This window comes from Aeromonas genomosp. paramedia, from assembly GCF_023093515.1.
In the GTDB taxonomy this organism is placed as follows: domain Bacteria; phylum Pseudomonadota; class Gammaproteobacteria; order Enterobacterales; family Aeromonadaceae; genus Aeromonas.
This window is the reverse complement of the sequence record NZ_JAAROG010000009.1, coordinates 50,224-75,641: the sequence shown is the minus strand read 5'-3', so window position 1 is coordinate 75,641 and position 25,418 is coordinate 50,224. Positions and strand designations below refer to the sequence as shown.

The window sequence follows — 25,418 nt, the reverse complement described above, 5'->3', positions numbered from 1 at the left end:
CCCCTTGCCGACCTGACACAAAAAAACCGCCCACTTCGGGCGGTTTTTTTATGCTCCGGCGCCCTTACTCGGCGGCCAAGGCCATGTGCAACAGGGGATAGGGCTTGCCCTGGCCATCCAGGGGGGAGCGCCCCGTCACCTCGAAACCCAGGTGCTGATAGAAGCCGAGGGCCTGGGCATTCTGCTCGTTGACGTCCACCCTTCTCGCCCCTTGCCCATTGATGGCGTGGGCCACCAGCAGGCGGCCGACCCCGCCCCCTCTCGCCTCGGGGGCGATGAAGAGCATCTCGATGTTGCCATCGTGCACGCCGCAAAAACCGGCTATCTCCCCCTCCTCTCCCCTGGCGCAGACCAGATCCACCGCCGCAAAATAGTGCGCCAGGATCAGGGGCTTGAGCGTGGCAATATCCGCCTCTTGCAGGAAGTGATGGGTGGCGCGTACCGAGGCCTCCCAGAGGGCGATCAGGGCCTGGTAATCCCCGGTTTGCGCTTGTTCAATCTTCATGATGTTGTGACTCAATCTCTGGTAAACGTTGGCAATGGGGGCCCAGCGTCAGGGGATCGCCCTGGCCTCGGCCTGTTTGATGACAAAGCCCTTCTCGATGCCGGCCTTGAAACCCAGCTTTTCGTACAGGCGATGGGCCTCTTCGCGCCCCTCCCCCGACAGCAGCATCACCTTGTAGCAATCCAGCTCCCAGGCCAGGGTCAGGGCCTGCGCCAGTACTTGCTGGCTCAACCCCTGACGCCGGAACGCAGAGGCCGTCACCACGTGCTCTATGATGGCGAAGGGCCTGCCGCCGTTGGTCAGGGTCGGGATCACCCCGAGCTGGCAGGTGGCGGCGAGCTGCCCCTCCACTTCGGCCACCAGGATCCGCACCCCGGGCTCGGCCAGCAGCTGCCTGAGCGCCGCCCTCGCCACCGATGGCGTCAACACGGGATCCCGGGGCCTGAGCTCGGCGTAAAGGCCGAGCAAACCCGCCAGATCCTGCTCCCTGCACTCTCTGATCACCGCCATGACAACCCTCCTGATCTTCTGCGCCCCTGCCGCCCTATGCGGATCTGGGGGCAAACATGATGATGGCCATACCCGTGAGGGCGACCCCGGAGCCGACCCAGTCCCATAGGGTGGGTCTGATGCCATCCACCGCCCAGAGCCAGAGGATGGCCACGAAGATATAGACGCCCCCATAGGCGGCATAGACACGGCCGGCGGCGGTCGGATGCAGGGAGAGCAGCCAGGCAAAGAGGGCAAGACTCAGGCCCGCGGGTAGCAGCAACCAGGCGCTCCGCCCCTGGGTCAGCCACAGATAGGGCAGATAGCAGCCGACGATCTCGGCCACCGCGGTGATCAGAAACAGCCCGATCGTTTTGAACTCCAGCATCATGGGTCTCTAGCAAGGGGGTGACAGAGGCTGAATGTTAAAACAACGCATTGGGTTATGTAAGCACGGCGACGGCGCAGGCCAGGAGGAAGGAGATCCTTCCCCCACGGGCGCGGGGGAAGGGAGGCGTCAACGGACCCTGACTGCCTGGAGCAAGGCGGAGACATCCGGGCCAAAGGTTCGGCTGCCAATGGCCTCGCGAATATCCGCTTCGCCGTAACGGCTGGCCGGGTAGACCACCACGCAGGCGGTGTCGCCGGGGGCGAGGAAGTGGGTCTCGCCGAAGGGGGTGTAGCGGGTGGCGCCTATGCTGATGAGGGCGTGGGCCGGGCGCCCCGCCTGGGCCAGCAGCCCCTGGATATGCTCGGCCGGGCCTTCATCCTGCTGATGGTTGAACTTGTCGATGGCCCAGTCGAGCAGCTGCCGATGGAAGTAGCTGTAATCCACCGCCGCGCTGTCGACGCCATAGGGGTGCAGCTCCCCATCGCGCTCCAGATAGCAGGCGATGCGGTAATCGTCGAGCTCGCATCCCGCCGCAAAGTGGGTCAGGGGCAGCAGAGTGGCCGCCAGCCCCTTGCTCTCCTCCCCCCAGTTCTTCTTCTCGCTGATCTTTTTGGCGTTGGGGCGACGGATGGAGCAGTCGTTGTAGGCGCCGAACGCCTTGGGATGGATGGCCACCACCTGCTCCCCCGCGTACTCCAGCTCGCACCAGAGCGCCACCTCGGGTTCGATTTGCACCTTCTCGTCGCCGCTCACCGCCGCCTCTGGCAGGAAGATGGCCTCACCGCTCAATGGGAAGACGCCGAGCTGGCCCGGATGATCCGGCACATAGAAGGGGAACAGCGCCTTGGGGGCAACCTTGTCCGCGACCTTGACGGCGACGAAGTCCGCCGCCTCGCCGGCCTGCTCCAGATGGCCGGCGAAATTGCCCGCCACCCCCAATCCGATAAAGCGGTTCAATCTGGTGATCTGCATCTGTGGCTCCATTGGCGCGGCCCGGGCCGCCGCCTCGTTGTCTATGTTCAGGGCGGCAGCACTACCGCCAAAGAGGGAGCTTATTAGAGCACAGCCCCCAGGCGGCGCCCAGTTGCCCGGCCGCAAGCTGTGCACCAGGGCGGATTTTCCCTCACCAGATGGTCATAAAGAGAGCAGTCAGCGCCAAGCTGTGATCCCGGTGCTTGGGCGAGCCCCGCGCTTTTGCTAGTCTGCCCTATTCATTTTTCGTTTGGGTGCCGGTGCCGAGCCATGACCACACATTTTCAGGGTCGCTTCGAGGTGGAGTTCAAATACCGCCTGACGGATGGCGCGGCCTTCCTCCGTGCCCTCGAGGCCCTCGGCCCCGAGGTGATGGTGGCGGACAATCATGAGCAGGACTGCTACTTCGACACGGCGGACCTTGCCCTGGCAAGGGAGCAGAAGAGCCTGGTGATCCGCACCATGGCGCCCTCCGGCATCCGGCTCTGGATAGTCAAGGGACCGGGGCCCGATCGCTGCGAGGCGGTTAACATCACGGACGCGGACAAGGCCATCAGCATGGTGCGCACCCTGGGTTACCAGCCGGTGCTGACCATCGACAAGCGGCGCAGCATCTACTTCCTTGGTCCCTTCCACCTGACCCTGGACAGCCTGGCCGGGATCGGCGATTTTGCCGAGCTCGCCATCATGACCGACGAGGAGGCCGCGCTGCCCGCTTACCGGGAGCAACTGCTGACGCTGGCCGCCCGGCTGGGGCTCGGCCCCGAGATGCGGGAAACCCGCTCCTATCGCACCCTGTGCGAGCAGTCCGCCCACCTTCGACAAGAGGAATCAGCCCCATGATCGACAAACTCGCCTGGCTCACCTTCAAGGAGGGGCAACTGCTCTGTGCCCGCTCCCACGGCAAGGCCCTCTATTACATCCCCGGCGGCAAGCGTGAGCCGGGGGAGAGCGACGAGGCGGCCCTGGTGCGCGAGATAGCGGAGGAGCTGGCGATCAGCCTCAAACCCGAGACCCTGCGCCTCGCCTGCGAGTTCAGCGCTCAGGCCGACGGCAAGCCGCAAGGGGTTGAAGTCAGGCTGCGCTGCTACACCGGCGAGGCCGACGGCAGCCCCACCGCCTCGGCGGAGATCGCCGAGCTGCGCTGGCTGGACAGCCGCCATCTGGGCGAGATCTCCCCGGTCTCCCGCCTGCTGTTCCAGTGGCTGGCCGAGCAGGGGCTGATCCGCTAGCGGCATGGCCCATGGACGACTATCTCCCATGCCCCGCCTGCTGTTTCAGTGGCTGGCCGAGCAGGGGCTGATCCGCTAGCGGCATGGCCCATGGACGAATATCTCCCATGCCCCGCCCGCTGTTCCAGTGGCTGGCCGAGCAGGGGCTGATCCGCTAGCGGCATGGCCCATGGACGAATATCTCCCATGCCCCGCCTGCTGTTCCAGTGGCTGGCCGAGCAGGGGCAGATCCGCTAGGGAGATGGCTCGTGGACAGCCTTCCAGCTCCGTCCCAGGAACACCGGCTGACAGAGCAAGATTGAACCGTTAATCCCGAATTGATTGGCAATTGGATACAAGAAGAGGAGTTTCAATGGAGATCCTTGAGGTCGATAGCACCAGAGGCATCAAGCCTGCGTTGATCACACTGCTGCAAGATTGCGTGGCCAGCGGCGCCTCGGTGGGCTTCCTGCCGCCCCTGCAGGAAGAGCGGGGATTGGAGTACTGGCAAGGCATCGAAGGGGAGCTGGCCGACGGGGTGCGCAAGCTCTGGGTGGCCTTCGATCAGCACCACCTGGTGGGCGCCCTGCAGCTCTCCCTGTGCACCAAGGCCAACGGCGGTCACAGGGCCGAGGTGGAGAAGCTGATGGTACACAGCCAGGCCCGCGGCAAGGGGGTGGGCCGCGCCCTCATGCAGGCCATGGAGCAAGGGGCCCGGGAGGCCGGGCGCACCCTGCTGGTGCTGGACACCCGGGTAGGCGACATCGCCTCCACCCTCTACCGCCAGCTGGGCTACCAGGAGGCCGGCCAGATCCCGGACTTCGCCCGCAACGCGGACGGCACCCTGGCGGCGACCCAGTTCTTCTACAAGCAGCTCTGAGGGGCGAGAAGCCCAAAGGCCCAACGCAACAAGGCCAGCCCCGAGGCTGGCCTTGTTTATTGGCGCGTTCACTGCTCAAATGGCCCCTTCATTCAGAGACGGCAAGGAGCCATCATGATATTGGAAGTCGCCCCGCTGCAGATCATCCCGGGCCAGGCTGCCGCCTTCGAGCAGGCATTCGCGCAGGCCCAACGCATCATCAGCACCCTGCCCGGCTACGCCGGCCACCAGCTGCAACGCTCACTGACCGACTCACACCGCTACCTGTTGCTGGTCAACTGGCAACGGCTCGAGGATCATACCCAGGGCTTTCGCGGCTCCCCCCAGTACCAGGAGTGGAAGGCGCTGCTCCATCACTTCTACGATCCCTTCCCCACTGTGGAGCATTTTCAGGCGGTAGAACCTTGATCAGCCAAGGATGAACTTGGCCGATCATGGTTGCGGCATCACGCCACCTCGCCTGCCAGGCGCTCGGCCCTGTGTGCGATCCGCGGCTCGGCGAAGTGGGCCTGGGCCGCGATCAGCTGCAACTCGTAGGCATCCGCCTGCCAGGTCTGGCGCAACACCGCATCGACCGCGGCATTGGTGCGCTCGAAAGCGGCCACCGCATCAAACCCCGCCTGCAGGTTGGCCAGCATCAGGGCGCTGATGAGATCCCCCACCCCCACCGGCTGGCGGGCAAACTCGTAGAGCGGCCGGGCGATGAGATAATCCCCCTCGGGGGTGGCCAGCAGCATCTCGAAACGACCGGGATCACTGGCGGCGCGCCCCAGGTGCTTGACCAGCACCATCTTGACACCGCTTTCCAGCAGTTGGTGGGCGGCGGCGCGGGTCTGGGCCAGGGTCGTCAGGTGGGCGCCGCACAGGGTCTCCAGCTCCAGCAGGTTGGGGGCCATGATGTCCGCCACTGGCAGCGCCTGCTCGGTGAGGAAGCGGGTCACGCCGGGTGCGACTATGCACCCCTTCTCCGGGTGGCCCATCACGGGATCGCAAAAATAGATGGCCGCCGGATTGGCCGCCTTGACGGCCGCGACCACCGCCAGGATCTCGTTCCCCTGCTCCGCCGATCCCAGGTAGCCGCTCAGTACCGCATCGCAGTGCCCCAGCACCTCGATATCCATCAGCCCCTGACAGAGGGCGCTGATATGGCCGGCGGGCATCGCCATCCCCTGCCAGCCCGCCGCGTACTGGGTGTGATTAGAAAACTGCACCGTATTGACGGGCCAGACCTCCATGCCGAGACGGCGCATGGGAAAGACGGCGGCGCTGTTGCCGGCACAGCCAAATACCACGTGGGACTGGATAGAGAGAATGCGTTTCATCGACACCACCACTGAAGAAGCATGAGGAAAGCGGGCAATATATCGGATGCAGAGCGGGCTCTGCCAGCGATTCCCGGCAACCCTCGCCATTTATGCGGCAAAAAGACCATTCAATGGAGTGTTACGCCAACCCCCGCCGCCCTTGCTCAACCTGGCGAACCAGAATCGTCTCGGTCTCGTCGGTGTAATATGGGCTCTTCAACACTCTTGTTTGATGGCATATGAGAGCATTTTTAATACAAGGTGGTGGATGGCGGGAGCAAGATACGAGGGGGAGTAACGAGGGGCGACGGCAAACAAGCCGGGGCCGACGCCCCAGGCTTTGTAGTTAAGGCTTAAGGCCTGACGAAGTGATAGACCCAGCCTTCGTCCAAGGGGAAGTCGGAGGGCGCAGAGACAAGATCCGGCAGGGCCGCGGCCGCTCCCCCGGCGGCATATTGCAGCGCCATCAGGGCGCAGAGGGCGGCGTCGTAACGATCCGTCCCGGCCACCACATCAGCCGGCAAGGAGGCCGCTATCTCCTCCCTGGCAGGTGAAGCCTTGCCTGCGACCTTGGCAAGAGCCGGATAGACCTCCAGCACGGCGCGCTCGGCCCTGTGCTCAAGCCTCGGCACAAGCTGCAGATCCCCAAGGCGCGGCAACATGGAGAGCGCCAGGGTGGCGTTGTTGCCGAGCCTGTCGAAGGTGGCAGACAGCGGTTTCTTGCCGTATTGCTGATGCAGCCAGCGCTCGCAGTCCCGATAGGCATAGGGGTTGTCTATCTCCCGCTGGGGCACGGCGCACTCGACTCCCCTCCCCGCCAGCAGCTCGCCGAGGGCGCGGGGAAAGGCCAGCGGGGCATCGATGCCGAGCGCCAGTCGCGGGCAGGCCAGCACCTGCATCAGCGCCATCTCGTCTTGCAGCGCCGGGCGCAGCAAGGCGTCCAGATCCGGCGCCACCCGGGAGCTCAACCGAAACAGGGGGGAGACCCCGAGCCAGTGCAACTGCTGCGTGCGGGCCTGCCAGCCCACCACGGCCACCGCCTGGGCATTGCCCTGCCAGCCCCTCACATCCCAACCGATGCCGATGGCATCCAAGTGTTCCGTTGTCATGCCCCTGTCACCTCTGCGCACTATTGATGGTGCACAGGGTAATGGCTGCGTCCCCTAAAGCAAGACCGGGCGCCTCTGCTAGAAGGATTTCTTGAAGTTGATGAGGGGCAGTATGGGGAAGATGCCGTTCTCGGCGTAGTTGGCGAGACCTATCTGCAGGCCATCGAGGTGCTTGGTGGCATTGATGAAGCCAAGCTGGAAGGTGGTGCGCTCGGCGTAGTTGACGAAGCCGAGGTTGGCAAGGGCATTGCCCTTGGCGATGTTGACCGCCCCCCAGTTGAGCCCCTGCACATTGTTGGTCAGGTTGACGAAGCCCAGGTTGACCCCGGTGTCCTGCCCCTCGTGCCAGTTGACGGCGTTGATGGCGACCCCGCCGAACTGGTGACGCACCCGGGCGGCGCCGAAGAAGATGCCCAGCTGCAGACCGGTGAACTGATCCACGTCGGAGAGGGCGAACACCGGCAGATCGATGCCCTTCACCTGACCGGTGCGGCCATACAGGAAGGAGGCGCGCGCCCCTTCCACCTGGTGGGAGGCTGGCAGGTTGAGGCCGGGCAGGGAGATCTGGACCGGGGTGCTGGCCTGGGCGGCACCGGCGAGGGCCAGCGCGGAGCAACCGAGCAGCAGGGCGAGAGGTTTCATCGGGATTCCTTGGCAGTCTGAGTGACGTGCCAGCCTACCAGCGCGGCGCTGGCGGGACGAGGCCGCGCCGGGTCCAGTGCGTCACCTCTCGTCTGACCCGGCCCCCCGGCGGGCGGTGCTGACATAAAAATTCAAACAGAAATTAACATTTATGTCATTTACACCAAACCATATTTGGTTGCAGAATGCTCAAACGTGTGTTTGAACAGAGCAAGCAACACGTAAACAGGGATGACATGCAGTACCCGTAAAAAGGGCCGATTGGCCCACAACAACACTGTTCTGCCGAACTGGAGACCGATGATGAATATGGACGTGATCAAGAGCTTTACCGAGCAGATGCAAGGCTTCGCCGCCCCCCTCACCCGCTACAACCAGCTGCTGGCCAGCAACATAGAGCAGCTGACCCGGTTGCAGCTGGCCTCCGCCAACGCTTACGCCGAACTGGGCCTCAACCAGTTGCAGGCCGTGAGCAAGGTGCAGGATGCCCAGAGTCTGGCTGCCCTGGGTACGGTGCAACTGGAGACCGCCAGCCAGCTCTCCCGCCAGATGCTGGACGATATCCAGAAGCTCAACGCCCTCGGGGTACAGTTCAAGGAAGAGCTGGATGCCCTGACCGCGGACGGCATCAAGAAGAGCACGGGCAAGGCCTGATAACCCCTGGCTGCCCGCTCGGGCAGCCACATCTCCCCACGACTCGACGGTGCGGGCGAGTTCCCGCCGCGGGTGTGGGTGAAGGAGAGCACATGAGCCAACCATCTTATGGCCCGCTGTTCGAGGCCCTGGCCCACTACAACGAGAAGCTGCTGGCCATGGCCAAGGCCCAGACAGAGCGCACCGCCCAGGCGCTGCTGCAGACCAATCTGGACGATCTGGGCCAGGTGCTGGAGCAGGGCAGCCAGCAGCCCTGGCAACTGATCCAGGCCCAGATGAACTGGTGGCAGGATCAGCTCAAGCTGATGCAGCACACCCTGCTGAAAAGCGCAGGCCAGCAGAGCGAGCCGGTGATCACCCCGGAGCGCAGCGATCGCCGCTTCAAGGCCGAGGCCTGGAGCGAACAACCCCTCTACGACTACCTCAAGCAGTCCTACCTGCTCACCGCCAGGCACCTGCTGGCCTCGGTGGATGCCCTGGAGGGCGTCCCCCAGAAGAGCCGGGAGCGGCTGCGTTTCTTCACCCGCCAGTATGTCAACGCCATGGCCCCCAGCAACTTCCTGGCGACCAACCCGGAGCTGCTCAAGCTGACCCTGGAGTCCGACGGCCAGAACCTGGTGCGCGGGCTGGCCCTCTTGGCCGAGGATCTGGAGCGCAGCGCCGATCAGCTCAACATCCGCCTGACCGACGAGTCCGCCTTCGAGCTCGGCCGGGATCTGGCGACCACCCCGGGCCGGGTGGTGCAGCGCACCGAGCTCTACGAGCTCATCCAGTACAGCCCGACCACCGAGACGGTGGGCAAGACGCCGGTACTGATCGTGCCCCCCTTCATCAACAAGTACTACATCATGGACATGCGGCCCCAGAACTCCCTGGTCGCCTGGCTGGTCGCCCAGGGCCAGACGGTGTTCATGATCTCCTGGCGCAACCCTGGGGTGGCACAGGCACAGGTCGATCTCGACGACTACGTGGTGGACGGCGTCATCGCCGCCCTGGACGCCGTGGAGGCGGCCACCGGCGAGCGGGAGGTGCACGGCATCGGCTACTGCATCGGCGGCACTGCCCTGTCGCTCGCCATGGGCTGGCTGGCGGCACGGCGCCAGAAGCAGCGGGTACGCACCGCCACCCTGTTCACCACCCTGCTGGACTTCTCCCAACCCGGGGAGCTTGGCATCTTCATCCACGAGCCCATCATAGCGGCGCTCGAGGCGCAAAATGAGGCCAAGGGCATCATGGACGGGCGCCAGCTGGCTGTCTCCTTCAGCCTGCTGCGGGAGAACAGCCTCTACTGGAACTACTACATCGACAGCTACCTCAAGGGGCAGAGCCCGGTGGCCTTCGATCTGCTGCACTGGAACAGCGACAGCACCCATGTGGCGGGCAAGACCCACAACAGCCTGCTGCGCCGTCTCTACCTGGAGAACCAGCTGGTGAAGGGGGAGCTCAAGATCCGCAACACCCGCATCGATCTCGCCAAGGTGAAGACCCCTGTGCTGCTGGTGTCGGCGGTGGACGATCACATCGCCCTCTGGCAGGGCACCTGGCAGGGCATGAAGCTGTTCGGCGGGGAGCAGCGCTTCCTCCTGGCGGAATCGGGCCACATCGCCGGTATCATCAACCCGCCGGCCGCCAACAAGTACGGCTTCTGGCAGAGCGAGGCCGAGGCCGAGAGTCCGGAGAGCTGGCTTGCTGGGGCGACACACCAGACCGGCTCCTGGTGGCCCGAGATGATGGGCTTTATCCAGAGCCGTGACGAAGGGGCGGAGCCAGTTCCCGCGCGAGTCCCGGCGGAGGGGCTGGCCCCCGCCCCCGGCCACTATGTCAAGGTGCGGCTCAACCCGGTGTTTGCCAGCGCCACCGAGGAGGACGCCGCATGAGCCCACTGCCCCTGGAAGTAGGCCAGAAAGCCCGTCTCAGCAAGCGGTTCGGGGCGGCGGAGGTGGCCGCCTTCGCCGCGCTCTCGGAGGACTTCAATCCCCTGCACCTGGATCCGGCCTTCGCCGCCACCACTGCGTTCGAACGGCCCATCGTCCACGGCATGCTGCTCGCCAGCCTCTTCTCCGGGCTGCTGGGCCAGCAGTTGCCGGGCAAGGGGAGCATCTATCTGGGCCAGAGCCTCAGCTTCAAGCTGCCGGTCTTTGTCGGGGACGAGGTGACGGCAGAGGTGGAGGTGATTGCCCTGCGAGATGACAAGCCCATCGCCACCCTGGCCACCCGCATCTTCACCCAAGGCGGCGCCCTCGCCGTGACGGGGGAAGCCGTGGTCAAGCGGCCTTGAGCACCGACGGCACGCAGATACAATCAGCCCGGCCCTCGCCGGGCTGATTGTATTCCCCCGCTCCGCTTACCCCTTTTTCGGGGCAATTGGGCCCAGGCCCTTTCCCTGCCCCGCCTAACTGCCTAAAATGGCCGCCCTGCCGTGTAGGCATTCATCCAGCTAGAGGATTTCCCATGGAGACGTTTCTGCTCGAAGGTCACCCCTTCGTTGCCTTGTGTGACCTGATCAAGCATCAGGGTTGGGCCGATTGTGGCGGTGCCGCCAAGGCGCTGGTCGCCGAGGGCCTGGTGGAAGTGGACGGTCAGGTCGAGACCCGCAAACGCTGCAAGATAGTGGCCGAGCAGGTGGTCAACTTCAACGGCATGAAGGTCGTGGTGAAGGAAGGCGTCAGCCCCGAGATCCTCTAAGCCCGAGATCTGCCCCGCAAGCTGCCCAGCACAGTCGCCGGGCTGGCGGTCAACTTGAGCAGCATAAAGGTCGTGGTGAAGGAAGGGCCCACCCCGAGATCCGCGGACCCTTGCCCCCGCCCTGCCAGCACACTGTGGCGGGCTAGCTTGCCTTGATCGACAGGGTCAGCACGAAGCGCGCCATCGCCTCATCCCCGTTGAGCGACGGGCAGGTGGCCACCACCTGGATGGGGCGGTTGATACGCTGCCCCGTCGCCAGTGACTCGTCTATCATGGCGTCGATGGCCTCCCCGGCCGCACAGTCAAACTGCACGTCCCCCTCGGGGCGCTTCAGAAACTCCCCCTGCACATCCTTGAAGGCAAAATGCACCTTCTTGCGCCTTGCCCGCCCCTTCTCCATCACCAGCAAGCCCCCCACCAGATCGGCGCCGGTGGCGAGCGCCCCGAAGTACATGCTGCCCAGGTGGTTGCGGGTGCGCCAGCCGAGGGGAATGCGGATGCGCAGCGCCCTGGCGTTCATCTCCTCGATGACGGGGGCGCAAAAACCGATGACGGGAATATAGCGCCAGGCGAACAGGCGCAGTGCCAGATTGGCTTTGAAGCGTTGCAGGTCCATTGCAAACTGATCCGATGAGTGAGTGTGAACGAAATGTTGCCAGTCACCACCCCAATAGACAAGCCTCCATTGCCGTCGTTGTGAGGACGATCGGCTCCCGGGTGCATTTGAAAATCAAATGATGGGCGCCGTTGCATTCGATGGGCAAATGATGGGCCCGGGCATTCGCCGCCACAGCCACGCCATTTTCCCCCGAGGGCGGCGTTTTTTTTCAAGAAAGAACTCATATGGCACTTTCATGACAACACTAGCCGGATGAAAGCTAACGAGAAACGGGGTTGCCCCGGCGCTAGCCCACTCATCCGTCAGCGCCACTGGGATTAGTCACAGTAACGAAATGCCGCCCCCCTCGCTAGGCTCTGCTGGCTCGTGCATGGCCACTCGGCACCGAGCCATCCTGTGACACCAATCTCAGCATAAGGATAGAGAGATGAGTAACGTTCAACAGCTGTTCAACGGGGGCGAGAGCGCCGGTACCTTCCTGCTCAACTTCAACAACAACCGTGCCTTTGAGCTGTTTGGCCGGGAGTACCTCAAGTGCTATGCCAACCTCAGCACCAAGGGGAAGATGAGCAAGCCCCTGCCCACCGGGCCGCTCAGCTACGCCGTCGACTTCGCCATGGATTGCGGCTGCAGCTCGGTGCTGTTCGACTTCAACCTCGCCTACAAGAAGACCTTCGGCAACCAGGCCCAGGCCCCCCTGTGGCGCGAGTCGGACTACGAGGCCGAGATAGTGCTCTGCCAGCTGGTGCGCGAGGCCCCGGCCAACCGCCTGAGCAACCATGATCAGTTCGCCGAGGCCGAGGCCTTCTTCAACGACGTCAACCTGCCCACCGCCGCCAGGAATCTGGGGGGCGATCCCTATGCCGACAAGGACGGTCTGGTGGAGTTCATCGTCGCCAACGAGCTGTTGGACGATCCCGCCATCATGGCCAGACTGGCGGAGCAGAAGGCCTACCTCATCGCCATCACCTCAGTGGTCACCGCCTACATCAACCGCTACGCCGAGGCCTATGGCGAGCAGTACAAGACGGACGCGGATCTCTGGGCCAGGGCCCTCTCCAAGATCCCCCTGATGGGGCCGAGCAAGATCGATCAGCAGAGCTACAGCCGCCACATCAAGGGGCTCAGCATCGCCACCGACTTCATCAACTTCATCATGGACGTGGTGGTGAGCCAGGGCACCACGGCGCTGGCGAGCTTCAACAAGTTCCTGCAAAAACAGGGGGATGCCATCCGCTTCGGGGTGGAGAACAACAAGGACTTCTACAAGACCATCACGGTCGGCATCACGGTGGAAGTGTTCAAGGTGGGCAGCGAGCTGGTCTATGTGCCGAAGATCAAGCAGTACCGCGTCAACTTCGACCGCCAGAACAGCAAGTTCACCTCCGCCTGTGCCAGCGCCGAGTTCGTCGACATCCACTTCAACTACCTCTACGCCGCCAACGTGTTCGACTACGAGGCCTTGAAGGATCCCGAGATAAAGCGCGACTTCGACAACTTCATCCAGAAGCAGCGCAAGGCCCAGATCGAGGAGGCCGACACCTTCTTCAACGACGACTTCCCGCCCCTGGAGCCCAAGCTGATCGCACGGCGCAAGGCCACGGTCTGAGGCACATTCCCATATAAAAACAGCCGGCATCTGCCGGCTGTTTTTTATGAGGAACCTCAGGCCCGTTTCTCTTCGAGCCAGGCCCCCTGGCTCTGCATCTCGAACAGCTGGGCGTAGTGGCCCCCCAGCGCCATCAGCTCGGCGTGGGTGCCGCGCTCGCTCACCTGACCGCGGGAGAGCAGCAGGATTTCGTCCGCATCCACTATGGTGGAGAGCCGGTGGGCGATGGCGATGGTGGTGCGGCCACGGCGCGCCGCCGAGAGCGCCTGGGAGAGCGCCAGCTCGGTCTGGGAGTCCACGCTCGCGGTCGCCTCGTCCAGGATGAGGATCCGAGGATCCCCCACCAGGGCGCGGGCAAAGGAGAGCAGCTGGCGCTGACCGGCGGAGAGGTTCTTGCCCCCCTCCTCCATCAGGGTCTCCAGCCCCTTTGGCAGGTGGCGCACGAAGGCGGCCAGCTGCACCTCCTCCAGGGCCTGCCAGAGCCGCGCCTCATCGATGCCGTCACGGCCGAGGCGCAGGTTGTCCGCCAGGGTCCCGACGAAGATGAAGGGATCCTGCTGCACCAGGCCTATGCTGCGGCGCACCGCCGAGAGCGACAACGCGCTCATGGGGTGATCATCGAAGCGGATGCAGCCCTGATCCAGCGGGTAGAAGCCCATCAGCAGGCTGATGATGGTGGACTTGCCGCTGCCGGTGTGGCCCACCAGCGCCAGCATCTGGCCGGGACGGGTGGCAAAGCTCACCTCCTGCAGCACCGGTTGCTGGCCATCGTAGGAGAAGCTCACCCCCTCGAAGCTGACCCGCCCCTGCAACGCAGGGCTCTCCCCTTGCGTGCTCTCCCGGGATTCGTCCAGCAGGGCAAAGACCCGCTCCCCCGCCACCATGGCCTGCTGCAGCTGGTTGAGCTGGTTGGTCATCTCGATCAGGGGCTCGATCATGCGCCCCAGATAGCTGATGAAGGCGTAGAGCACCCCCACCTGGATGGCGCCGCCCATGCTCAGCCCCTCGTGGGCAAACAGGGCCAGCAGGCCGATGAGCACCATCATGTAGAAGAGATCGATGAGGGGGCGCAGCAATATGCCGTTGATCTTGAGGCTCTTGATCCTGGCCTGCCAGTGCTGCTGGTTCACCTCGGCAAAGGCATTGGCGAAGTGGCGCTCCTGCACCATGGCCTGGATCACCGGCATCCCCTGCAGGGACTCGTTGAGCCGGCTGTTGATGTCGGAGAGCAGGCTGCGGGTCGCCCGCACCACGGGCACGCTCAATTTCTGGTAGAGCCACATCACGGCCCCCACCGCCGGCAGCAGGGTGGCGCACACCAGCATCAGGCGCAGATCCAGCAGCGCCATGGAGATGAGGATGCCGCACAAGAGCACCACTTTTTGCACCAAGAGCCCTATCACCTGGACATAGAGGTTCATGATCGCCTCGGTGTCGTTGGTGATGCGGGAGATGAGAGAGCCCGAGCGGTGCTTGTCGAAATAGCGGGCAGGCAGCCGGATGGCGGTGGCAAACACCTGCTCGCGAAGGCGCTGCACCACCACCTGGGCGATGCGGTTGAAGCGCAGGGATTGCAGGTAGAAACCCGCCGCCGAGAGCACCTGCAGGCCGAGATAACCGGCGGCAAGGGCGGCGATGTGGGGCCACACCAGCTGGCGCGGCGCCAGATAGTCGTCGATGAAGAGCTTGATGAGCAGGGGCCCGGCCACTTCGGCGCCGGTGGCCAGCAGCAGGCAGACGCCCGCCTGCACCAGCCAGCGCGGGTAACGGGCGCAATAGGCGAGCAGCCGTTTGATGGTCGGGTTCACAGACTTGCCTCCAGCACAGCACTCTCAGGGAATTGACTCTCTTTTCCCCCTTCTCCCCTTGCGGGAGAAGGGTTGGGGATGAGGGGTACCACTCGTCTCATCATCGAACTCACAGGCTCTCCTCCACGTCTTGTTCCAGGCGCTGATAGCGCACCATGTCCGCATACCAGCCGTTGTGGGCCATCAGGGCGCCGTGAGTACCGCGCTCGCTGATGGCTCCCTGATCCAGCACCAGGATCTCGTCGGCCTGCTCCACCGCCGTCATGCGGTGGCTCACCAGAATGAGGGTCCGTCTGTGGGCCTTGAGCGCCAGCAGGATCTGCTGCTCGGTGTGGGCATCCACCGCCGACAGGGCGTCATCCAGCACCAGGACAGGTGCCGCCAGCAGCAGGGCGCGGGCGATGGCGAGGCGCTGCTTCTGGCCGCCGGAGAGGGTCACCCCCTTCTCCCCCACCTCGGTCTCATACCCCCTGGGGAAACGAACGATGTCGTCGTGGACGCAGGCGATGCGGGCCACCCGCTCTATCTCCTCCCGGCTCGCCTCCGGCTTGCCGAGGGCGATGTTGGCGGCGATGGTGGTGGAGAACAGGAAGGGCTCCTGTGGCACATAGGCAAACTGGCTGCGCAGGGTGCCCAGGGGCAGCTGGTCGATGGGCACGCCCCCCATGGCAATGGTGCCGGCCGTGGGATTGGCCAGCCGCATCAGGAGCTTGAGCAGGGTGCTCTTGCCCGCCCCGGTGCGCCCCACCACCCCCAGCATGCCTCCTTGCTGCAGGGCAAAGTCGATGCCCGCAAGCAGGCTGCGCTGCTCCAGCCGATACCCCAGGCCCCTGGCCTCAAGGGGCAGAGCCGAGACAAAGGCCGCGGGCCGGACCGGCTCTTCGATGTCGCTGCGCTCCCCCAACATGCTCTCGATGCGGGAGTAGGCGGCGCTGCCCCGCTCTATGATGTTGAACAGCCAGGCGATGGCGAACATGGGCCAGATAAGCTGACCCAGGTACATGGTGAAGCTGGTGAGCTCCCCCAGGGTCAGCTTGTCTTGCAGCACCAGGGCGCTGCCGCCGGCCACCGCCAGGAAGTAGGAGCAGCCGATGCACAGATAGATCACGGGATCGAACTTGGCATCGATGCGGGCCACCGCCATGTTGCGCTCCCCCGCCTGGCGGGTCAGCTCGGCGAAGCCCTGATCCTCGAGGGACTCCACCGCGTAGGACTTGAGCACCCGCACCCCGGAGAGAGCCTCCTGGGTCTTGTTGTTGAGCCGGGAGAAGGCCCCCTGCGCCGCCTTGAACTCCTTGTAGATCTGGGTGCCAAAGCGGTTCATGAAGAAGGCCATCACCGGCAGCGGCAGCAGGGAGAGCAGGGTCAGCTGCCAGGAGTACTGGCTGCACATGATGGAGAGCACCAGGATCCCGACGATGAAGGAGTCCACCAGGGTCAGCACCCCCTCCCCGGCCGTCATCTCCACCGCCTGGATGTCGTTGGTGGCGTGGGCCATCAGATCGCCGGTGCGGTGGCGCTGATAGAAATCCGGGCTCATGCGGGTGAAGTGGGTAAAGAGGCGGTTGCGCAGCACATAGGCGAGCCGGTAGGAGGCGCCAAACAGCATGACCCGCCACACGTAGCGCAGCAGATAGATGAGCAGCCCAAGGCCCAGCAGCCCCGCCAGATAGCCCATCAGAGTGCCGTCATCGAGCTCCCCCCTGGCGATGCCATCCACTACCCAACCCACCACCTTGGGGGGGATCACGGTCAACAGGGCCACCATCATCAGCAATGAGATGGCCATCAGATAACGCCGCCACTGATCCTTGAAAAACCAGCCAAGCCGCAAAAATACGCTCACAGTAAAGTCCTTGCTCGCGGCACAGCGGGGGCCGCGTGGTCATAAGAGAAGCTCAATACAATCGCCCCCGAGGTGGGGGCGATGGGAGTGGGTCATCATAGCCTGAAGCGGACGACTTGAGAACGATTGCTATCTCACCGGTTCACAGCCGCTTGTCCGGAGAGGAGAACGGGAAGGCGACCGACTCCTGCTGCTCGCCGGTCAGCAGGAAGTGGGAGACCTCCTCCCGGGTCTGGGTGAAGACCTGTTGCAACTGGTTGAGCTCCCCCTCGCTCAGCTCCTCTTGCAGCCGCAGCCGCCACTCCAGCTCGCCGGCCAGCAGTTGCAGCCGGGAGGCGGAGATGTTGGCCGACACCCCCTTCAAGGTGTGCAGCAGGCGGCAGGCCACCTCGGGCTGCTGGCGACGCAGGGCGGAGCGAATGTCCCACAGATCGTCCTTGTGCTCGGAGAGGAACAGCTTGAACAGGATCTGCAGCGCCTCCCTGTCCTGCTCCAGCCGGTGCAGGGCATCCTCCAGATCCAGCACCCCCATCAGATCCGGCGGCTTGACCTCGAGCGGCACCCGCCGCTCGCCGCTGGCGCTCTTCACCCACTGCAGCAGGTTGTTGTAGAGATCCAGCTTGCTGACCGGCTTGGTGACATAGCCGTTCATGCCGACCCCGAGGCAGCGCTCCCGATCCCCCGGCATGGCGCTGGCGGTGAGCGCTATGATGGGGACGTCGTGCTTGTCCACCATCTTGCGGATCTGGCGGGTCGCATCCAGGCCGTCGAGCACCGGCATCTGCAAATCCATCAGGATCACGTCAAAGGGCTGCTCCGCCACCTGCTCCACCGCCTCGCGCCCGTTGTCCACCACGGTGACCACGGCCTCGACCCGGCGCAGGTACTCCATGATGAGCTGCTGGTTGACGCGGTTGTCTTCGGCCAGCAGCACCCGGGTCCCGTGCAGCAGCTCCCTGAAGTGCTGCTGATCCCCCTGCGCCTCGGCCTGACGGACCTTGTTGTCGTGGGAGCTGCCGTTGAGCAGCTCGTCCACCTTGGCCAGCAGGGCGTTCTCTGTCATGGGCTTGGGCAGGAAGTGGGTCAGCCCCATGCTCTCCATGCGCCCGTGCAGCCCCTCCCTGGACCAGGCGCTGGTCATCAGTATGGGCAGGCGCCGCCACTGGCTGTGCTGATACATCTCGAGGGCGAGATCCAGGCCGTCCTCCTGCCCCATGCGCCAGTCGAGGATGGCGAGCCGGATGTGGTGGCCCTCCTCGCGCAGCGCCTGGCGGGCGCGGGAGAGGCTGTTGACCGCGATCACCGAGGCGCCGGCCCGGCCCAGTATGTCCTTGGCGAGCTCCAGCACCAGTTCGTTGTCATCCATCATCAGGATGAGGGGCTGGTGATCGAAGAAGACCCGGCGCCCGGAGACCCCATAGACCGCCTGGGACAGGGGGATCTCGAACAGGAAGGTGGAGCCCACCCCGGGCTTGCTCTGCACCCTGATCTCCCCCCCCATCAGCCCCACCAGCCGCTGGGAGATGTTGAGCCCGAGCCCCGAGCCGCCATATTTGCGGGTGTTGCCCGCCTCCAGCTGGGTAAAGGGCTGGAACAGCTGCGCCTGCTTCTCCGGCGCTATGCCGATGCCGGTGTCCCGCACGCTGAAACAGACCCGCATCGGGTATTGATTGACTAGAGTGATGGCCACCTCCACCTCCCCCCGCTCGGTGAACTTGATGGCGTTGTTGACCAGGTTGACCAGCACCTGGCCGAGGCGCAGCGGATCGCCGCGCAGGAAGTCGGGCACCGCAGGCGACTTGTTGATGATGACCTCGAGCTGCTTGCGCTCCGCCAGATCCGCAAACATGGCGGCCAGGGAGTCGAGCTGCTCGCTGAGATCGAAGTCGATCTCCTCCAGGGTCAGCTTGCCGGACTCCACCTTGGTGAGATCCAGGATGTCGTTGATGAGCAGCAGCAAGGTATCGGACGATGACTTTATCTTGTTGAGATAGTCCCGCTGCTGCTGATCGAGCTTGGTCTGCAGCACCAGGGCACTGAAGCCGATGATGGCGTTCATGGGGGTGCGGATCTCGTGGCTCATGTTGGCCAGGAAGTCGCTCTTGGCCTGGGCTAGCAAGGCGGCGTGGCTGGACAGCTCGCTCAGCTTCTGGTTGCGGCGCCACAGGGTCGCGGCCACCAGCGAGAAACAGAGCAGCGCGCCCCCCAGCACTATCAGGTAGAAGCGGCTCTTGAGGGAGGAGGCCAAGTCCAGCTTGCTCTGCTTCCAAGCCGGCAGCGAGGCCAGGCCCTTCATCTCGACGATCTGGTTGCGCAGGCGATGGTATTCCATCACCTGCTGGTTGAGCTCCTGGCTGAGCCGGGTAAGGGCCATGACCTTGGACTGCCCGGAGTAGGTCTCCATCAGCCGCCGTTGCAGTTGCTGCAGTTGACGCAGCTCGCTCGTGTCCCAGCTGCGCCTGAGGTAGTGGCTCAGGCGGGCGAGCTCGGTGAGATCGCGGGCCTGCTCGGCCCCGGCTGGCAGGGTTGCCAGCAGCGCCTTGAGCTGGCCCTGGAAACGGGGCGCCAGGTATTCGATGGTCATCTCCATGGTGTAGAGCCTGGCGAGATCCAGCAGATAACCATCTATATCCCGTTGCAGCGCCTGGGACTTGGGATCATCCACCGACCCCGGATCTTCGCGCACCTGGCTCACGAAGCGATCCAGGCTGCTCGACAGCAGGCTGAGGCGCTGCTGTACGCTGCCATCGCTGGCCTTCTCGCGTCCCAGCAGATAGACGGTGTCGGTATTGACCCGGTTGAGGACCAGCTCTGCGGCCACGCTCAGATCGGAGGCACGTTGCTGCTGGCTCAGCAACTGCCAGCAATAGGCAGAAAACGCCAGCAGCGATACGATGATAAGGCCAAAGACAACACCATTGTCCCGTGCAACACTCTTCATCCCGTCTCGATTCTCATGTCATGGTCGGCCATCCAGTGACCCTGGGTCAGGGCCAGACAGCCGAGTGTGAAAAACAACTGAACACTATGTTACCGTTAGTCTGCTCTGTGAATGCAATAAAGATGTTGCCGGGCCATGAATAAAGGAGCCAATTATGTCACTTGTCACTACCTATTGTAGCCACTGCTTTACCCGCAATCGCCTGCCCGGCGACAAGCTGGACGCCAGTGCGAAGTGCGGTCGCTGCCACCAGCCCCTGTTTTCCCACTCCCCGGTGTCGGGTCGCATGGCGCACTTTGATGCCCTGATCCAGTCCGACATACCGGTGGTGGTCGACTTCTGGGCCAGCTGGTGCGGCCCCTGCCTGCAGTTCGCCCCCGTCTTTCAAGAGATAGCCCAGGAGCTCGAACCCCGCATCCGCTTCGTGAAGCTCGACACCGAACAGGAGGCCGCCATCGCCAGCCGCTATGCCATTCGCAGCATACCGACCCTGATGGTCTTCAGAGGGGGGCAGATCCTGGCTCAGCGCAGCGGCTCCCTGCCCAAGAGCCTGTTCAAGGAGTGGCTGCTGTCCGTCACGGCAGCGCCCAAATGAAAACGAAATGTTTAATTTCTGTTTAATCCCAGATCCATTGTCACTTGACTCTGTGAGTCGCCACATGCTTTGACCATATCCCCCTGTTTCAAACAGGGGGATAAATGTAACCTCGGCAACACAACAACAACCATAAATTAACCGAGAGAACAACATGCATACCTCTGCAGTCCCTTCCGCCCCTACACGCTGGCTGGACATCAAGGCCGGGATCGTCATTCTGGATCTCCTGCTGCTCTGTGCCATGCTCGCCTGGCTTCCGTTTGATCCCATGATCAACAAAGGCCTCGGCATCCTGATCTTCATCGCCATCCTCTGGCTGACCGAAGCGGTGAACATCACCATCACGGCCTTGTCCATCCCGGTGCTCGCCACCCTGCTCGGGGTGTTTGACATGAGCAAGTCGCTGACCGACTTCGCCAACCCTGTCCTCTTCCTCTTCTTCGGCGGCTTTGCCCTGGCGGCGGCCCTCTCCAAGCAGGGACTGGATACCCAGATCGCCGCCAAGGTGATGCAGCTGGCCAAGGGTCACCTGGGCTGGGCAGCCATAGTGCTGTTCACCATCACGGCGGCGCTCTCCATGTGGATCAGCAACACCGCCACCGCCGCCATGATGATGCCGCTCGCCCTCGGCATGCTCAAGGGACTCGACGTTCACAAGGAGCGTCGCACCCTGGTCTTCGTGCTGCTTGGCGTCGCCTACAGCGCCAGCATCGGCGGGATCGGCACCCTGGTGGGCAGCCCCCCCAATGCCATCGCCGCCGCCCAGATGGGGCTTGGCTTCACCGACTGGCTGAAGTTCGGCATCCCGGTGGTGCTCATCTTCATGCCGGTGGGCATAGGCCTGCTCTACTGGGTGACGCGCCCCAACCTGTCGCACCAGGTCAGCACCGAGCAGGTCACCATAGAGTGGACCGGCCAGCGCAAGACCACCTTGCTCATCTTCCTGACCACAGTGCTGCTGTGGATTGGATCCCAGCCCATCGCCGCGGCGCTCGGCGGCATTCCCCAGTTCGATACTCTGATCGCCATGGGCGCCATCCTGGCCATCGCCGTCAGCCGGGTCGCCAGCTGGGATGACATCAACCAGAACACCGACTGGGGCGTGCTGCTGCTGTTCGGGGGTGGCCTGACCTTAAGCGCCATCCTCAAGCAGACCGGCGCCAACGCCTTCCTGGCGGAGCACCTCTCCAGTGCACTCGCCACCATGCCCATCTTCATCATACTGCTCTGCCTTGCCGCCTTCGTGGTGTTCCTGACCGAGCTGGTCTCCAACACCGCCACCGCCGCCCTGCTGGTGCCGCTGTTCGCCGGTGTGGCCGAGGCGCTGGGGGTCTCCCCCATCGTCGTGTCCGTGCTGATCGCCGTCGGGGCCTCCTGTGCCTTCATGCTGCCGGTGGCCACGCCGCCCAACGCCATCGTCTTCGCCAGCGGTCACATCCAGCAGCGGGAGATGATGCGGGCCGGTCTGGTGCTGAACCTGGTGTTCACCGTCATCCTGACCCTGCTGGCCTATTTCATGGGTGACATCCTCCATTGATCCCCGGCCAGGCAGATGGGCCTGAGGATGCTGACGGAGCAAGTCCCTGAGCCGTCGCCCACCAGGCCCGTTGAAACACCAGAGCCCCGCACCGTCGGGGCTCTGTTTATTCTTCCCCCCAGCGCCTCCCCCCAGCCTCTCTCCCTCTCTCTGCCACTGGCCCTGCCCTGTGACGCACCCCGGACCATTAACACGGCCTTAAGAAAGTGCCTCCATGATCCGGACAAGGGCGCGCCGGCAACAGGCGCATGGAAAGTCGGTGTGCATCACAACGAGAGGAAAAAATCATGGAGAAAGCGATGGGAAGCGGCAGGGCCATCAGGGTATGGGATCCCCTGATCAGGGTGTTTCACTGGGCAACCGTCCTGCTGTGCGTGCTCAACCTGTTCATCCTGGAGGAGGGCAGACGCAATCACCGCTATGTCGGGTACGCCCTGGCCGGATTGCTGGTGCTGCGCATCCTGTGGGGATTTGTCGGCTCCGACTACGCCAGGTTTGCCCAGTGGTTTCCGACCCCGGCCCGCCTGGGCCGCTACCTGCAGGCCAGCTGGCAGGGCAGACACCCCTATCATGCCGGCCACAATCCGCTGGGCGCCTTGATGATACTGCTGCTGTTGACCTGTCTGGTGGGGACGGCCGTCACCGGGATCATGACGGGGTACGAGCAGCTGTTTGATGAGGAGCTCATGGAGGAGCTCCACGAATTCTTTGCCAAGGCGCTGCAGATCGCCATCTTCATCCATGTGCTGGCGGTCATCGTCCTCGATCGCCTGACCCGGGGGGATCTCATCAGGGCCATGATCACCGGCAGGAAGCGCGTACCGGCCGATACCGAGATCGTCGACAAGCGCTGAGGCACCTCAGCCAGATGAGATAAAAAAACCCCGCGATGCGGGGTTTTTTCATATTGGGAGTGGTCAGCCGACGTTGCAGCTCTTCAATTTCCAGATCCGATCCACGTAGTCCTGGATGGAGCGGTCGGAGTTGAACTTGCCCATGGTGGCCGAGTTGATGATGGCCTTCTTCGCCCACAGCGCCGGATCCCGATACCAGGTATCGATGAGCTTGTGCGCTTCCGAGTAGGAGGCGAAATCGGCCAAGGTCAGGTAGGGATCTCCCCCTTCCAGCAAGGAGCGCTTGATGGAGGCGAGCTCCCCCGGGCGACCCGGCGTGAAGTAGTCGGTGTCGAACCAGTCCAGCACAGCCTTGAGCTCGGAGTTGGCGTAGTAGAAGTCGTACGGGTTGTAACCGCGCGCCTTCAGGGACTTCACCTCGTCCACGTTCAGGCCGAAGATGGCACAGTTCTCTGCCCCCGCCTCTTCGGCGATCTCGATGTTGGCGCCGTCCAGAGTGCCTATGGTGATGGCGCCGTTCAGTGCCATCTTCATGTTGCCGGTACCTGATGCTTCATAACCTGCGGTGGAGATCTGCTCGGAGACATCCGCCGCCGGGATCAGCTTCTCGGCCAGGCTCACCCGGTAGTTCGGCATGAACACCACTTTCAGCTTGCCCTGGATGCGGGCGTCGTTGTTGACCCGCTCCGCCAGCTTGTTGATGGCGTAGATGATGTCCTTGGCCAGCTTGTAACCGGGCGCCGCCTTGGAGCCGAAGATGAACACCCGCGGGTGCATGTCATAGTCCGGGTTCGCCAGCAGACGGCGGTAGAGCGCCATGATGTGGATGAGGTTCAGCTGCTGGCGCTTGTACTCGTGCAGACGCTTGATCTGGACGTCGAAGATCGCCTCGGCCGAGACATCGATGCCGGTTTCCGCCTTGATGACCTTGACCAGCTTCTCCTTGTTGTGACGCTTGATGGTCATGAACTGCTGCTGGAATGCCTTGTCGTCGGCAAACTTGACCACGCTGCGCAGCTTGTCCAGCTGCAGCGGCCACTCCTTGCCCACCACTTCGTTGTAGAGGGCGGCAAGCTCGGGGTTGCAGGCCAGCAGCCAGCGACGGGGGGTCACGCCGTTGGTGACGTTGCACATCTTCTCGGGCCACAGCTCGGCATACTCGGGGAAGAGATCCTCTTTCACCAGCTTGGAGTGGATCTCGGCCACGCCGTTCACCTTGGAGGAGCCGATGACGCACAGGTTGCCCATGCGTACCTTGCGCACGTCCCCTTCTTCGATGATGGAGAGCTTGGCCTTGATGGCGTCGTTGCCCGGCCACTTGGGCTCCACCAGCTCGTTCAGGAAGCGGGCGTTGATCTCGTAGATGATCTCGAGATGACGGGGCAGCACCTTCTCGAACAGGCTGACGGACCACTTCTCCAGCGCTTCCGGCAGCAGGGTGTGGTTGGTGTAGGAGAAGACCTGGTAGCAGATGGCCCAGGCGGCATCCCAGTTCAAGTCTTCCTCGTCCACCAGCACCCGCATCAACTCGGGGATGGCCACCGTCGGGTGGGTATCGTTGAGCTGGATGGCAATCTGGGCGGCAAAGTTACGGAAATCCGAACCATGGACCCGCTTGTAGCGGCGCATGATGTCCTTGATGGAGCAGGCACAGAAGAAGTACTGCTGGATCAGGCGCAGCTCTTTGCCTGCATCTGTCTCGTCGTTCGGGTAGAGCACCTTGGAGATGGTCTCGGCCTGGGCCTTCTCGGCCTGGGAGTCGATGTAACCACCGGCGTTGAACACGTCCCAGTCGAAGAACTCGGAGGCGCGGGATTCCCACAGGCGCAGGATGTTGACGGTGTGACCGCCAAAGCCCACCACAGGAATGTCCCAGGGCACCCCTTTGATCTTGCGACCGGCGTGCCACACCTTCTTCAGGCCGCCCTTGTCACCGAACACGGTTTCCACGTAGCCGTAGAGCGGGATCTCCTGCACCGACTCGGGGCGGCAGATCTCCCAGGGGTTGCCATATTCACGCCAGGAGTCCGGGCGCTCGATCTGGCGGCCATCCTGGATCTCCTGACGGAACAGGCCGTGCTCGTAATGGATGCCGTAGCCCACCGCCGGGTAATTCAGGGTGGCCAGGGAGTCGATGAAGCAGGCGGCCAGACGACCCAGGCCGCCGTTGCCAAGGGCCATGTCCGGCTCTTGCTCGCACAGGTCGGTCAGTTCCAGACCGAGTTCACCCAGGGCCTCTTCGCAAGTCTTGTACAGGGAGAGGTTGTGCAGGTTGTTGGAGGTCAGACGCCCCATCAGGAATTCAGCAGAGAGATAGTGAATCGCACGAGTATCTTTCTTGAAGTGAGTCTGCTGAGTACGGGTCAGGCGCTCGTACACCTGTTCGTTGACGGCGGCAGCGGTCGCTTTCCACCATGCTTCGGGAGAGGCTTTCTGTTCGCTTGTACCCAAGGTAGAACGCAGGTGACGCACGATACTCGCCTTGAGCTGATCTTTATCCAGTTGGAGATCCTGGTCTGTCTTCTTCTTGGTAGCCATAAACCATTTTCCTTCGTTACAAATAAAAAATGTTATCCCCTTGAGGGACCGGCGCTGTTGTTATCTCAGAATATGTTCCGGCGTGGGCATACTAGCTAAAGCCGGGGGTTTAAAAGTTAACGTGAGTCACACTTTAACGTATAAAAATGACAGTTTCACCATGAAAACCCTTTCCTATATCCTCCCTGAACAAAATAAAAATAACCTTAAAAATCAAACTATTGAA

24 protein-coding genes are annotated in these 25,418 nt (G+C 63.3%); 12 read left to right on the top strand and 12 right to left on the bottom strand.

All coding sequences use genetic code 11. The features are described 5' to 3' along the window. Positions 1–64: 64 nt before the first annotated feature. The 4 genes from HB860_RS05805 to HB860_RS05790 form a co-directional block, all read right to left on the bottom strand. Entirely contained in the window at positions 65–505 is a 441-nt protein-coding gene (locus HB860_RS05805; RefSeq protein ID WP_247626021.1) for an acetyltransferase, read from the bottom strand. A 48-nt stretch (positions 506–553) separates the two neighbouring features. Beyond that, complete coding sequence (locus tag HB860_RS05800; protein WP_162519116.1) at positions 554–1,015, bottom strand: GNAT family N-acetyltransferase; 462 nt, start codon at positions 1,013–1,015, stop codon at positions 554–556. A gap of 34 nt (positions 1,016–1,049) precedes the next feature. Next, positions 1,050–1,382 carry a YnfA family protein gene (locus tag HB860_RS05795; RefSeq protein WP_171273871.1) on the bottom strand — a complete coding sequence of 111 codons (333 nt, stop codon included), beginning with the start codon at positions 1,380–1,382 and terminating at the stop codon, positions 1,050–1,052. Positions 1,383–1,511: 129 nt separating this feature from the next. Further along, positions 1,512–2,357: a DUF5718 family protein gene (locus HB860_RS05790; RefSeq protein ID WP_247626020.1), complete on the bottom strand. Its 846-nt coding sequence runs from the start codon at positions 2,355–2,357 to the stop codon at positions 1,512–1,514. A 270-nt stretch (positions 2,358–2,627) separates the two neighbouring features. Here HB860_RS05790 and HB860_RS05785 point away from each other — a divergent pair, with 270 nt between their 5' ends. The 4 genes from HB860_RS05785 to HB860_RS05770 all read left to right on the top strand — a co-directional run bounded on the left by HB860_RS05785 (position 2,628) and on the right by HB860_RS05770 (position 4,856). Continuing rightward, positions 2,628–3,200 (top strand): class IV adenylate cyclase, encoded by a 573-nt coding sequence (locus HB860_RS05785; protein ID WP_247626019.1) that lies wholly within the window; start codon positions 2,628–2,630, stop codon positions 3,198–3,200. After that, complete coding sequence (locus HB860_RS05780) at positions 3,197–3,589, top strand: NUDIX hydrolase (RefSeq protein ID WP_247626018.1); 393 nt, start codon at positions 3,197–3,199, stop codon at positions 3,587–3,589. Before HB860_RS05785 ends, HB860_RS05780 begins: the two co-directional genes overlap by 4 nt. Positions 3,590–3,941: 352 nt before the next feature. Beyond that, positions 3,942–4,448, top strand: a complete 507-nt coding sequence (locus HB860_RS05775) for a GNAT family N-acetyltransferase (RefSeq protein ID WP_139434317.1) — start codon at positions 3,942–3,944, stop codon at positions 4,446–4,448. 114 nt (positions 4,449–4,562) lie between these two features. Next, positions 4,563–4,856, top strand: coding sequence for an antibiotic biosynthesis monooxygenase family protein (locus tag HB860_RS05770; RefSeq protein ID WP_041998542.1), 294 nt, complete (start codon positions 4,563–4,565; stop codon positions 4,854–4,856). A 38-nt stretch (positions 4,857–4,894) separates the two neighbouring features. Here the strand turns inward: HB860_RS05770 and pdxY are convergent, their stop codons facing one another. The 3 genes from pdxY to HB860_RS05755 form a co-directional block, all read right to left on the bottom strand. Further along, on the bottom strand, positions 4,895–5,770 hold the full coding sequence (gene pdxY / locus HB860_RS05765; RefSeq protein WP_247626017.1) for a pyridoxal kinase PdxY: 876 nt from the start codon (positions 5,768–5,770) through the stop codon (positions 4,895–4,897). 335 nt (positions 5,771–6,105) lie between these two features. After that, the gene (locus HB860_RS05760) at positions 6,106–6,861 is read right to left on the bottom strand and encodes a DUF429 domain-containing protein (protein WP_247626016.1); all 756 of its coding nucleotides are present in this window, start codon (positions 6,859–6,861) and stop codon (positions 6,106–6,108) included. A gap of 78 nt (positions 6,862–6,939) precedes the next feature. After that, complete coding sequence (locus tag HB860_RS05755) at positions 6,940–7,503, bottom strand: VC2662 family protein (RefSeq protein ID WP_139434314.1); 564 nt, start codon at positions 7,501–7,503, stop codon at positions 6,940–6,942. Positions 7,504–7,806: 303 nt separating this feature from the next. Here HB860_RS05755 and HB860_RS05750 point away from each other — a divergent pair, with 303 nt between their 5' ends. From HB860_RS05750 to ybcJ, 4 genes are all read left to right on the top strand, one after another. Further along, positions 7,807–8,157, top strand: coding sequence for a phasin family protein (locus HB860_RS05750; protein ID WP_139434313.1), 351 nt, complete (start codon positions 7,807–7,809; stop codon positions 8,155–8,157). A gap of 92 nt (positions 8,158–8,249) precedes the next feature. Then, entirely contained in the window at positions 8,250–10,034 is a 1,785-nt protein-coding gene (locus HB860_RS05745; RefSeq protein WP_247626015.1) for a class I poly(R)-hydroxyalkanoic acid synthase, read from the top strand. Next, positions 10,031–10,435, top strand: coding sequence for a MaoC family dehydratase (locus HB860_RS05740; RefSeq protein WP_202045846.1), 405 nt, complete (start codon positions 10,031–10,033; stop codon positions 10,433–10,435). The genes HB860_RS05745 and HB860_RS05740 overlap by 4 nt, the downstream gene beginning before the upstream one ends. Before the next feature lie 173 nt (positions 10,436–10,608). Further along, positions 10,609–10,842 (top strand): ribosome-associated protein YbcJ, encoded by a 234-nt coding sequence (gene ybcJ / locus HB860_RS05735; RefSeq protein WP_010674882.1) that lies wholly within the window; start codon positions 10,609–10,611, stop codon positions 10,840–10,842. A 142-nt stretch (positions 10,843–10,984) separates the two neighbouring features. Here the strand turns inward: ybcJ and HB860_RS05730 are convergent, their stop codons facing one another. Next, positions 10,985–11,458 carry a DUF4442 domain-containing protein gene (locus tag HB860_RS05730; RefSeq protein WP_139434310.1) on the bottom strand — a complete coding sequence of 158 codons (474 nt, stop codon included), beginning with the start codon at positions 11,456–11,458 and terminating at the stop codon, positions 10,985–10,987. 430 nt (positions 11,459–11,888) lie between these two features. On the opposite strand from HB860_RS05730, the gene HB860_RS05725 reads away from it, so the two are divergent. Beyond that, positions 11,889–13,070, top strand: a complete 1,182-nt coding sequence (locus HB860_RS05725) for a hypothetical protein (protein WP_247626014.1) — start codon at positions 11,889–11,891, stop codon at positions 13,068–13,070. Between the two features lie 56 nt (positions 13,071–13,126). On the opposite strand, the gene HB860_RS05720 is transcribed toward HB860_RS05725, so the two are convergent. The 3 genes from HB860_RS05720 to HB860_RS05710 form a co-directional block, all read right to left on the bottom strand. Beyond that, the gene (locus HB860_RS05720; protein WP_247626013.1) at positions 13,127–14,878 is read right to left on the bottom strand and encodes an ABC transporter transmembrane domain-containing protein; all 1,752 of its coding nucleotides are present in this window, start codon (positions 14,876–14,878) and stop codon (positions 13,127–13,129) included. A 109-nt stretch (positions 14,879–14,987) separates the two neighbouring features. Further along, positions 14,988–16,724 carry an ABC transporter transmembrane domain-containing protein gene (locus HB860_RS05715; protein WP_247626012.1) on the bottom strand — a complete coding sequence of 579 codons (1,737 nt, stop codon included), beginning with the start codon at positions 16,722–16,724 and terminating at the stop codon, positions 14,988–14,990. A gap of 142 nt (positions 16,725–16,866) precedes the next feature. Beyond that, entirely contained in the window at positions 16,867–19,665 is a 2,799-nt protein-coding gene (locus HB860_RS05710) for a response regulator (RefSeq protein ID WP_247626011.1), read from the bottom strand. 154 nt (positions 19,666–19,819) lie between these two features. Between HB860_RS05710 and trxC the strand changes: the two genes are divergently transcribed. The 3 genes from trxC (at position 19,820) to HB860_RS05695 (ending at position 22,654) form a co-directional block, all read left to right on the top strand. Beyond that, positions 19,820–20,260: a thioredoxin TrxC gene (gene trxC, locus HB860_RS05705; protein ID WP_247626010.1), complete on the top strand. Its 441-nt coding sequence runs from the start codon at positions 19,820–19,822 to the stop codon at positions 20,258–20,260. 154 nt (positions 20,261–20,414) lie between these two features. After that, the gene (locus tag HB860_RS05700; RefSeq protein ID WP_139434304.1) at positions 20,415–21,800 is read left to right on the top strand and encodes an SLC13 family permease; all 1,386 of its coding nucleotides are present in this window, start codon (positions 20,415–20,417) and stop codon (positions 21,798–21,800) included. A gap of 299 nt (positions 21,801–22,099) precedes the next feature. Continuing rightward, a complete protein-coding gene (locus HB860_RS05695; protein ID WP_139434649.1) occupies positions 22,100–22,654 on the top strand; it encodes a cytochrome b/b6 domain-containing protein in 555 nt (184 codons plus the stop codon). Between the two features lie 63 nt (positions 22,655–22,717). Here the strand turns inward: HB860_RS05695 and HB860_RS05690 are convergent, their stop codons facing one another. Next, positions 22,718–25,192 carry a glycogen/starch/alpha-glucan phosphorylase gene (locus HB860_RS05690; RefSeq protein WP_247626009.1) on the bottom strand — a complete coding sequence of 825 codons (2,475 nt, stop codon included), beginning with the start codon at positions 25,190–25,192 and terminating at the stop codon, positions 22,718–22,720. Between the last annotated feature and the right edge of the window lie 226 nt (positions 25,193–25,418).

Excerpts from the sequence above, each read along its gene's own strand:
- HB860_RS05805 (WP_247626021.1), bottom strand. The coding sequence starts at position 505 with ATGAAGATTGAACAAGCGCAAACCGGGGATTACCAGGCCCTGATCGCC.
- HB860_RS05800 (WP_162519116.1), bottom strand. The coding sequence starts at position 1,015 with ATGGCGGTGATCAGAGAGTGCAGGGAGCAGGATCTGGCGGGTTTGCTC.
- HB860_RS05795 (WP_171273871.1), bottom strand. The coding sequence starts at position 1,382 with ATGCTGGAGTTCAAAACGATCGGGCTGTTTCTGATCACCGCGGTGGCC.
- HB860_RS05790 (WP_247626020.1), bottom strand. The coding sequence starts at position 2,357 with ATGCAGATCACCAGATTGAACCGCTTTATCGGATTGGGGGTGGCGGGC.
- HB860_RS05785 (WP_247626019.1), top strand. The coding sequence starts at position 2,628 with ATGACCACACATTTTCAGGGTCGCTTCGAGGTGGAGTTCAAATACCGC.
- HB860_RS05780 (WP_247626018.1), top strand. The coding sequence starts at position 3,197 with ATGATCGACAAACTCGCCTGGCTCACCTTCAAGGAGGGGCAACTGCTC.
- HB860_RS05775 (WP_139434317.1), top strand. The coding sequence starts at position 3,942 with ATGGAGATCCTTGAGGTCGATAGCACCAGAGGCATCAAGCCTGCGTTG.
- HB860_RS05770 (WP_041998542.1), top strand. The coding sequence starts at position 4,563 with ATGATATTGGAAGTCGCCCCGCTGCAGATCATCCCGGGCCAGGCTGCC.
- pdxY (WP_247626017.1), bottom strand. The coding sequence starts at position 5,770 with ATGAAACGCATTCTCTCTATCCAGTCCCACGTGGTATTTGGCTGTGCC.
- HB860_RS05760 (WP_247626016.1), bottom strand. The coding sequence starts at position 6,861 with ATGACAACGGAACACTTGGATGCCATCGGCATCGGTTGGGATGTGAGG.
- HB860_RS05755 (WP_139434314.1), bottom strand. The coding sequence starts at position 7,503 with ATGAAACCTCTCGCCCTGCTGCTCGGTTGCTCCGCGCTGGCCCTCGCC.
- HB860_RS05750 (WP_139434313.1), top strand. The coding sequence starts at position 7,807 with ATGAATATGGACGTGATCAAGAGCTTTACCGAGCAGATGCAAGGCTTC.
- HB860_RS05745 (WP_247626015.1), top strand. The coding sequence starts at position 8,250 with ATGAGCCAACCATCTTATGGCCCGCTGTTCGAGGCCCTGGCCCACTAC.
- HB860_RS05740 (WP_202045846.1), top strand. The coding sequence starts at position 10,031 with ATGAGCCCACTGCCCCTGGAAGTAGGCCAGAAAGCCCGTCTCAGCAAG.
- ybcJ (WP_010674882.1), top strand. The coding sequence starts at position 10,609 with ATGGAGACGTTTCTGCTCGAAGGTCACCCCTTCGTTGCCTTGTGTGAC.
- HB860_RS05730 (WP_139434310.1), bottom strand. The coding sequence starts at position 11,458 with ATGGACCTGCAACGCTTCAAAGCCAATCTGGCACTGCGCCTGTTCGCC.
- HB860_RS05725 (WP_247626014.1), top strand. The coding sequence starts at position 11,889 with ATGAGTAACGTTCAACAGCTGTTCAACGGGGGCGAGAGCGCCGGTACC.
- HB860_RS05710 (WP_247626011.1), bottom strand. The coding sequence starts at position 19,665 with ATGAAGAGTGTTGCACGGGACAATGGTGTTGTCTTTGGCCTTATCATC.
- trxC (WP_247626010.1), top strand. The coding sequence starts at position 19,820 with ATGTCACTTGTCACTACCTATTGTAGCCACTGCTTTACCCGCAATCGC.
- HB860_RS05700 (WP_139434304.1), top strand. The coding sequence starts at position 20,415 with ATGCATACCTCTGCAGTCCCTTCCGCCCCTACACGCTGGCTGGACATC.
- HB860_RS05695 (WP_139434649.1), top strand. The coding sequence starts at position 22,100 with ATGGGAAGCGGCAGGGCCATCAGGGTATGGGATCCCCTGATCAGGGTG.
- HB860_RS05690 (WP_247626009.1), bottom strand. The coding sequence starts at position 25,192 with ATGGCTACCAAGAAGAAGACAGACCAGGATCTCCAACTGGATAAAGAT.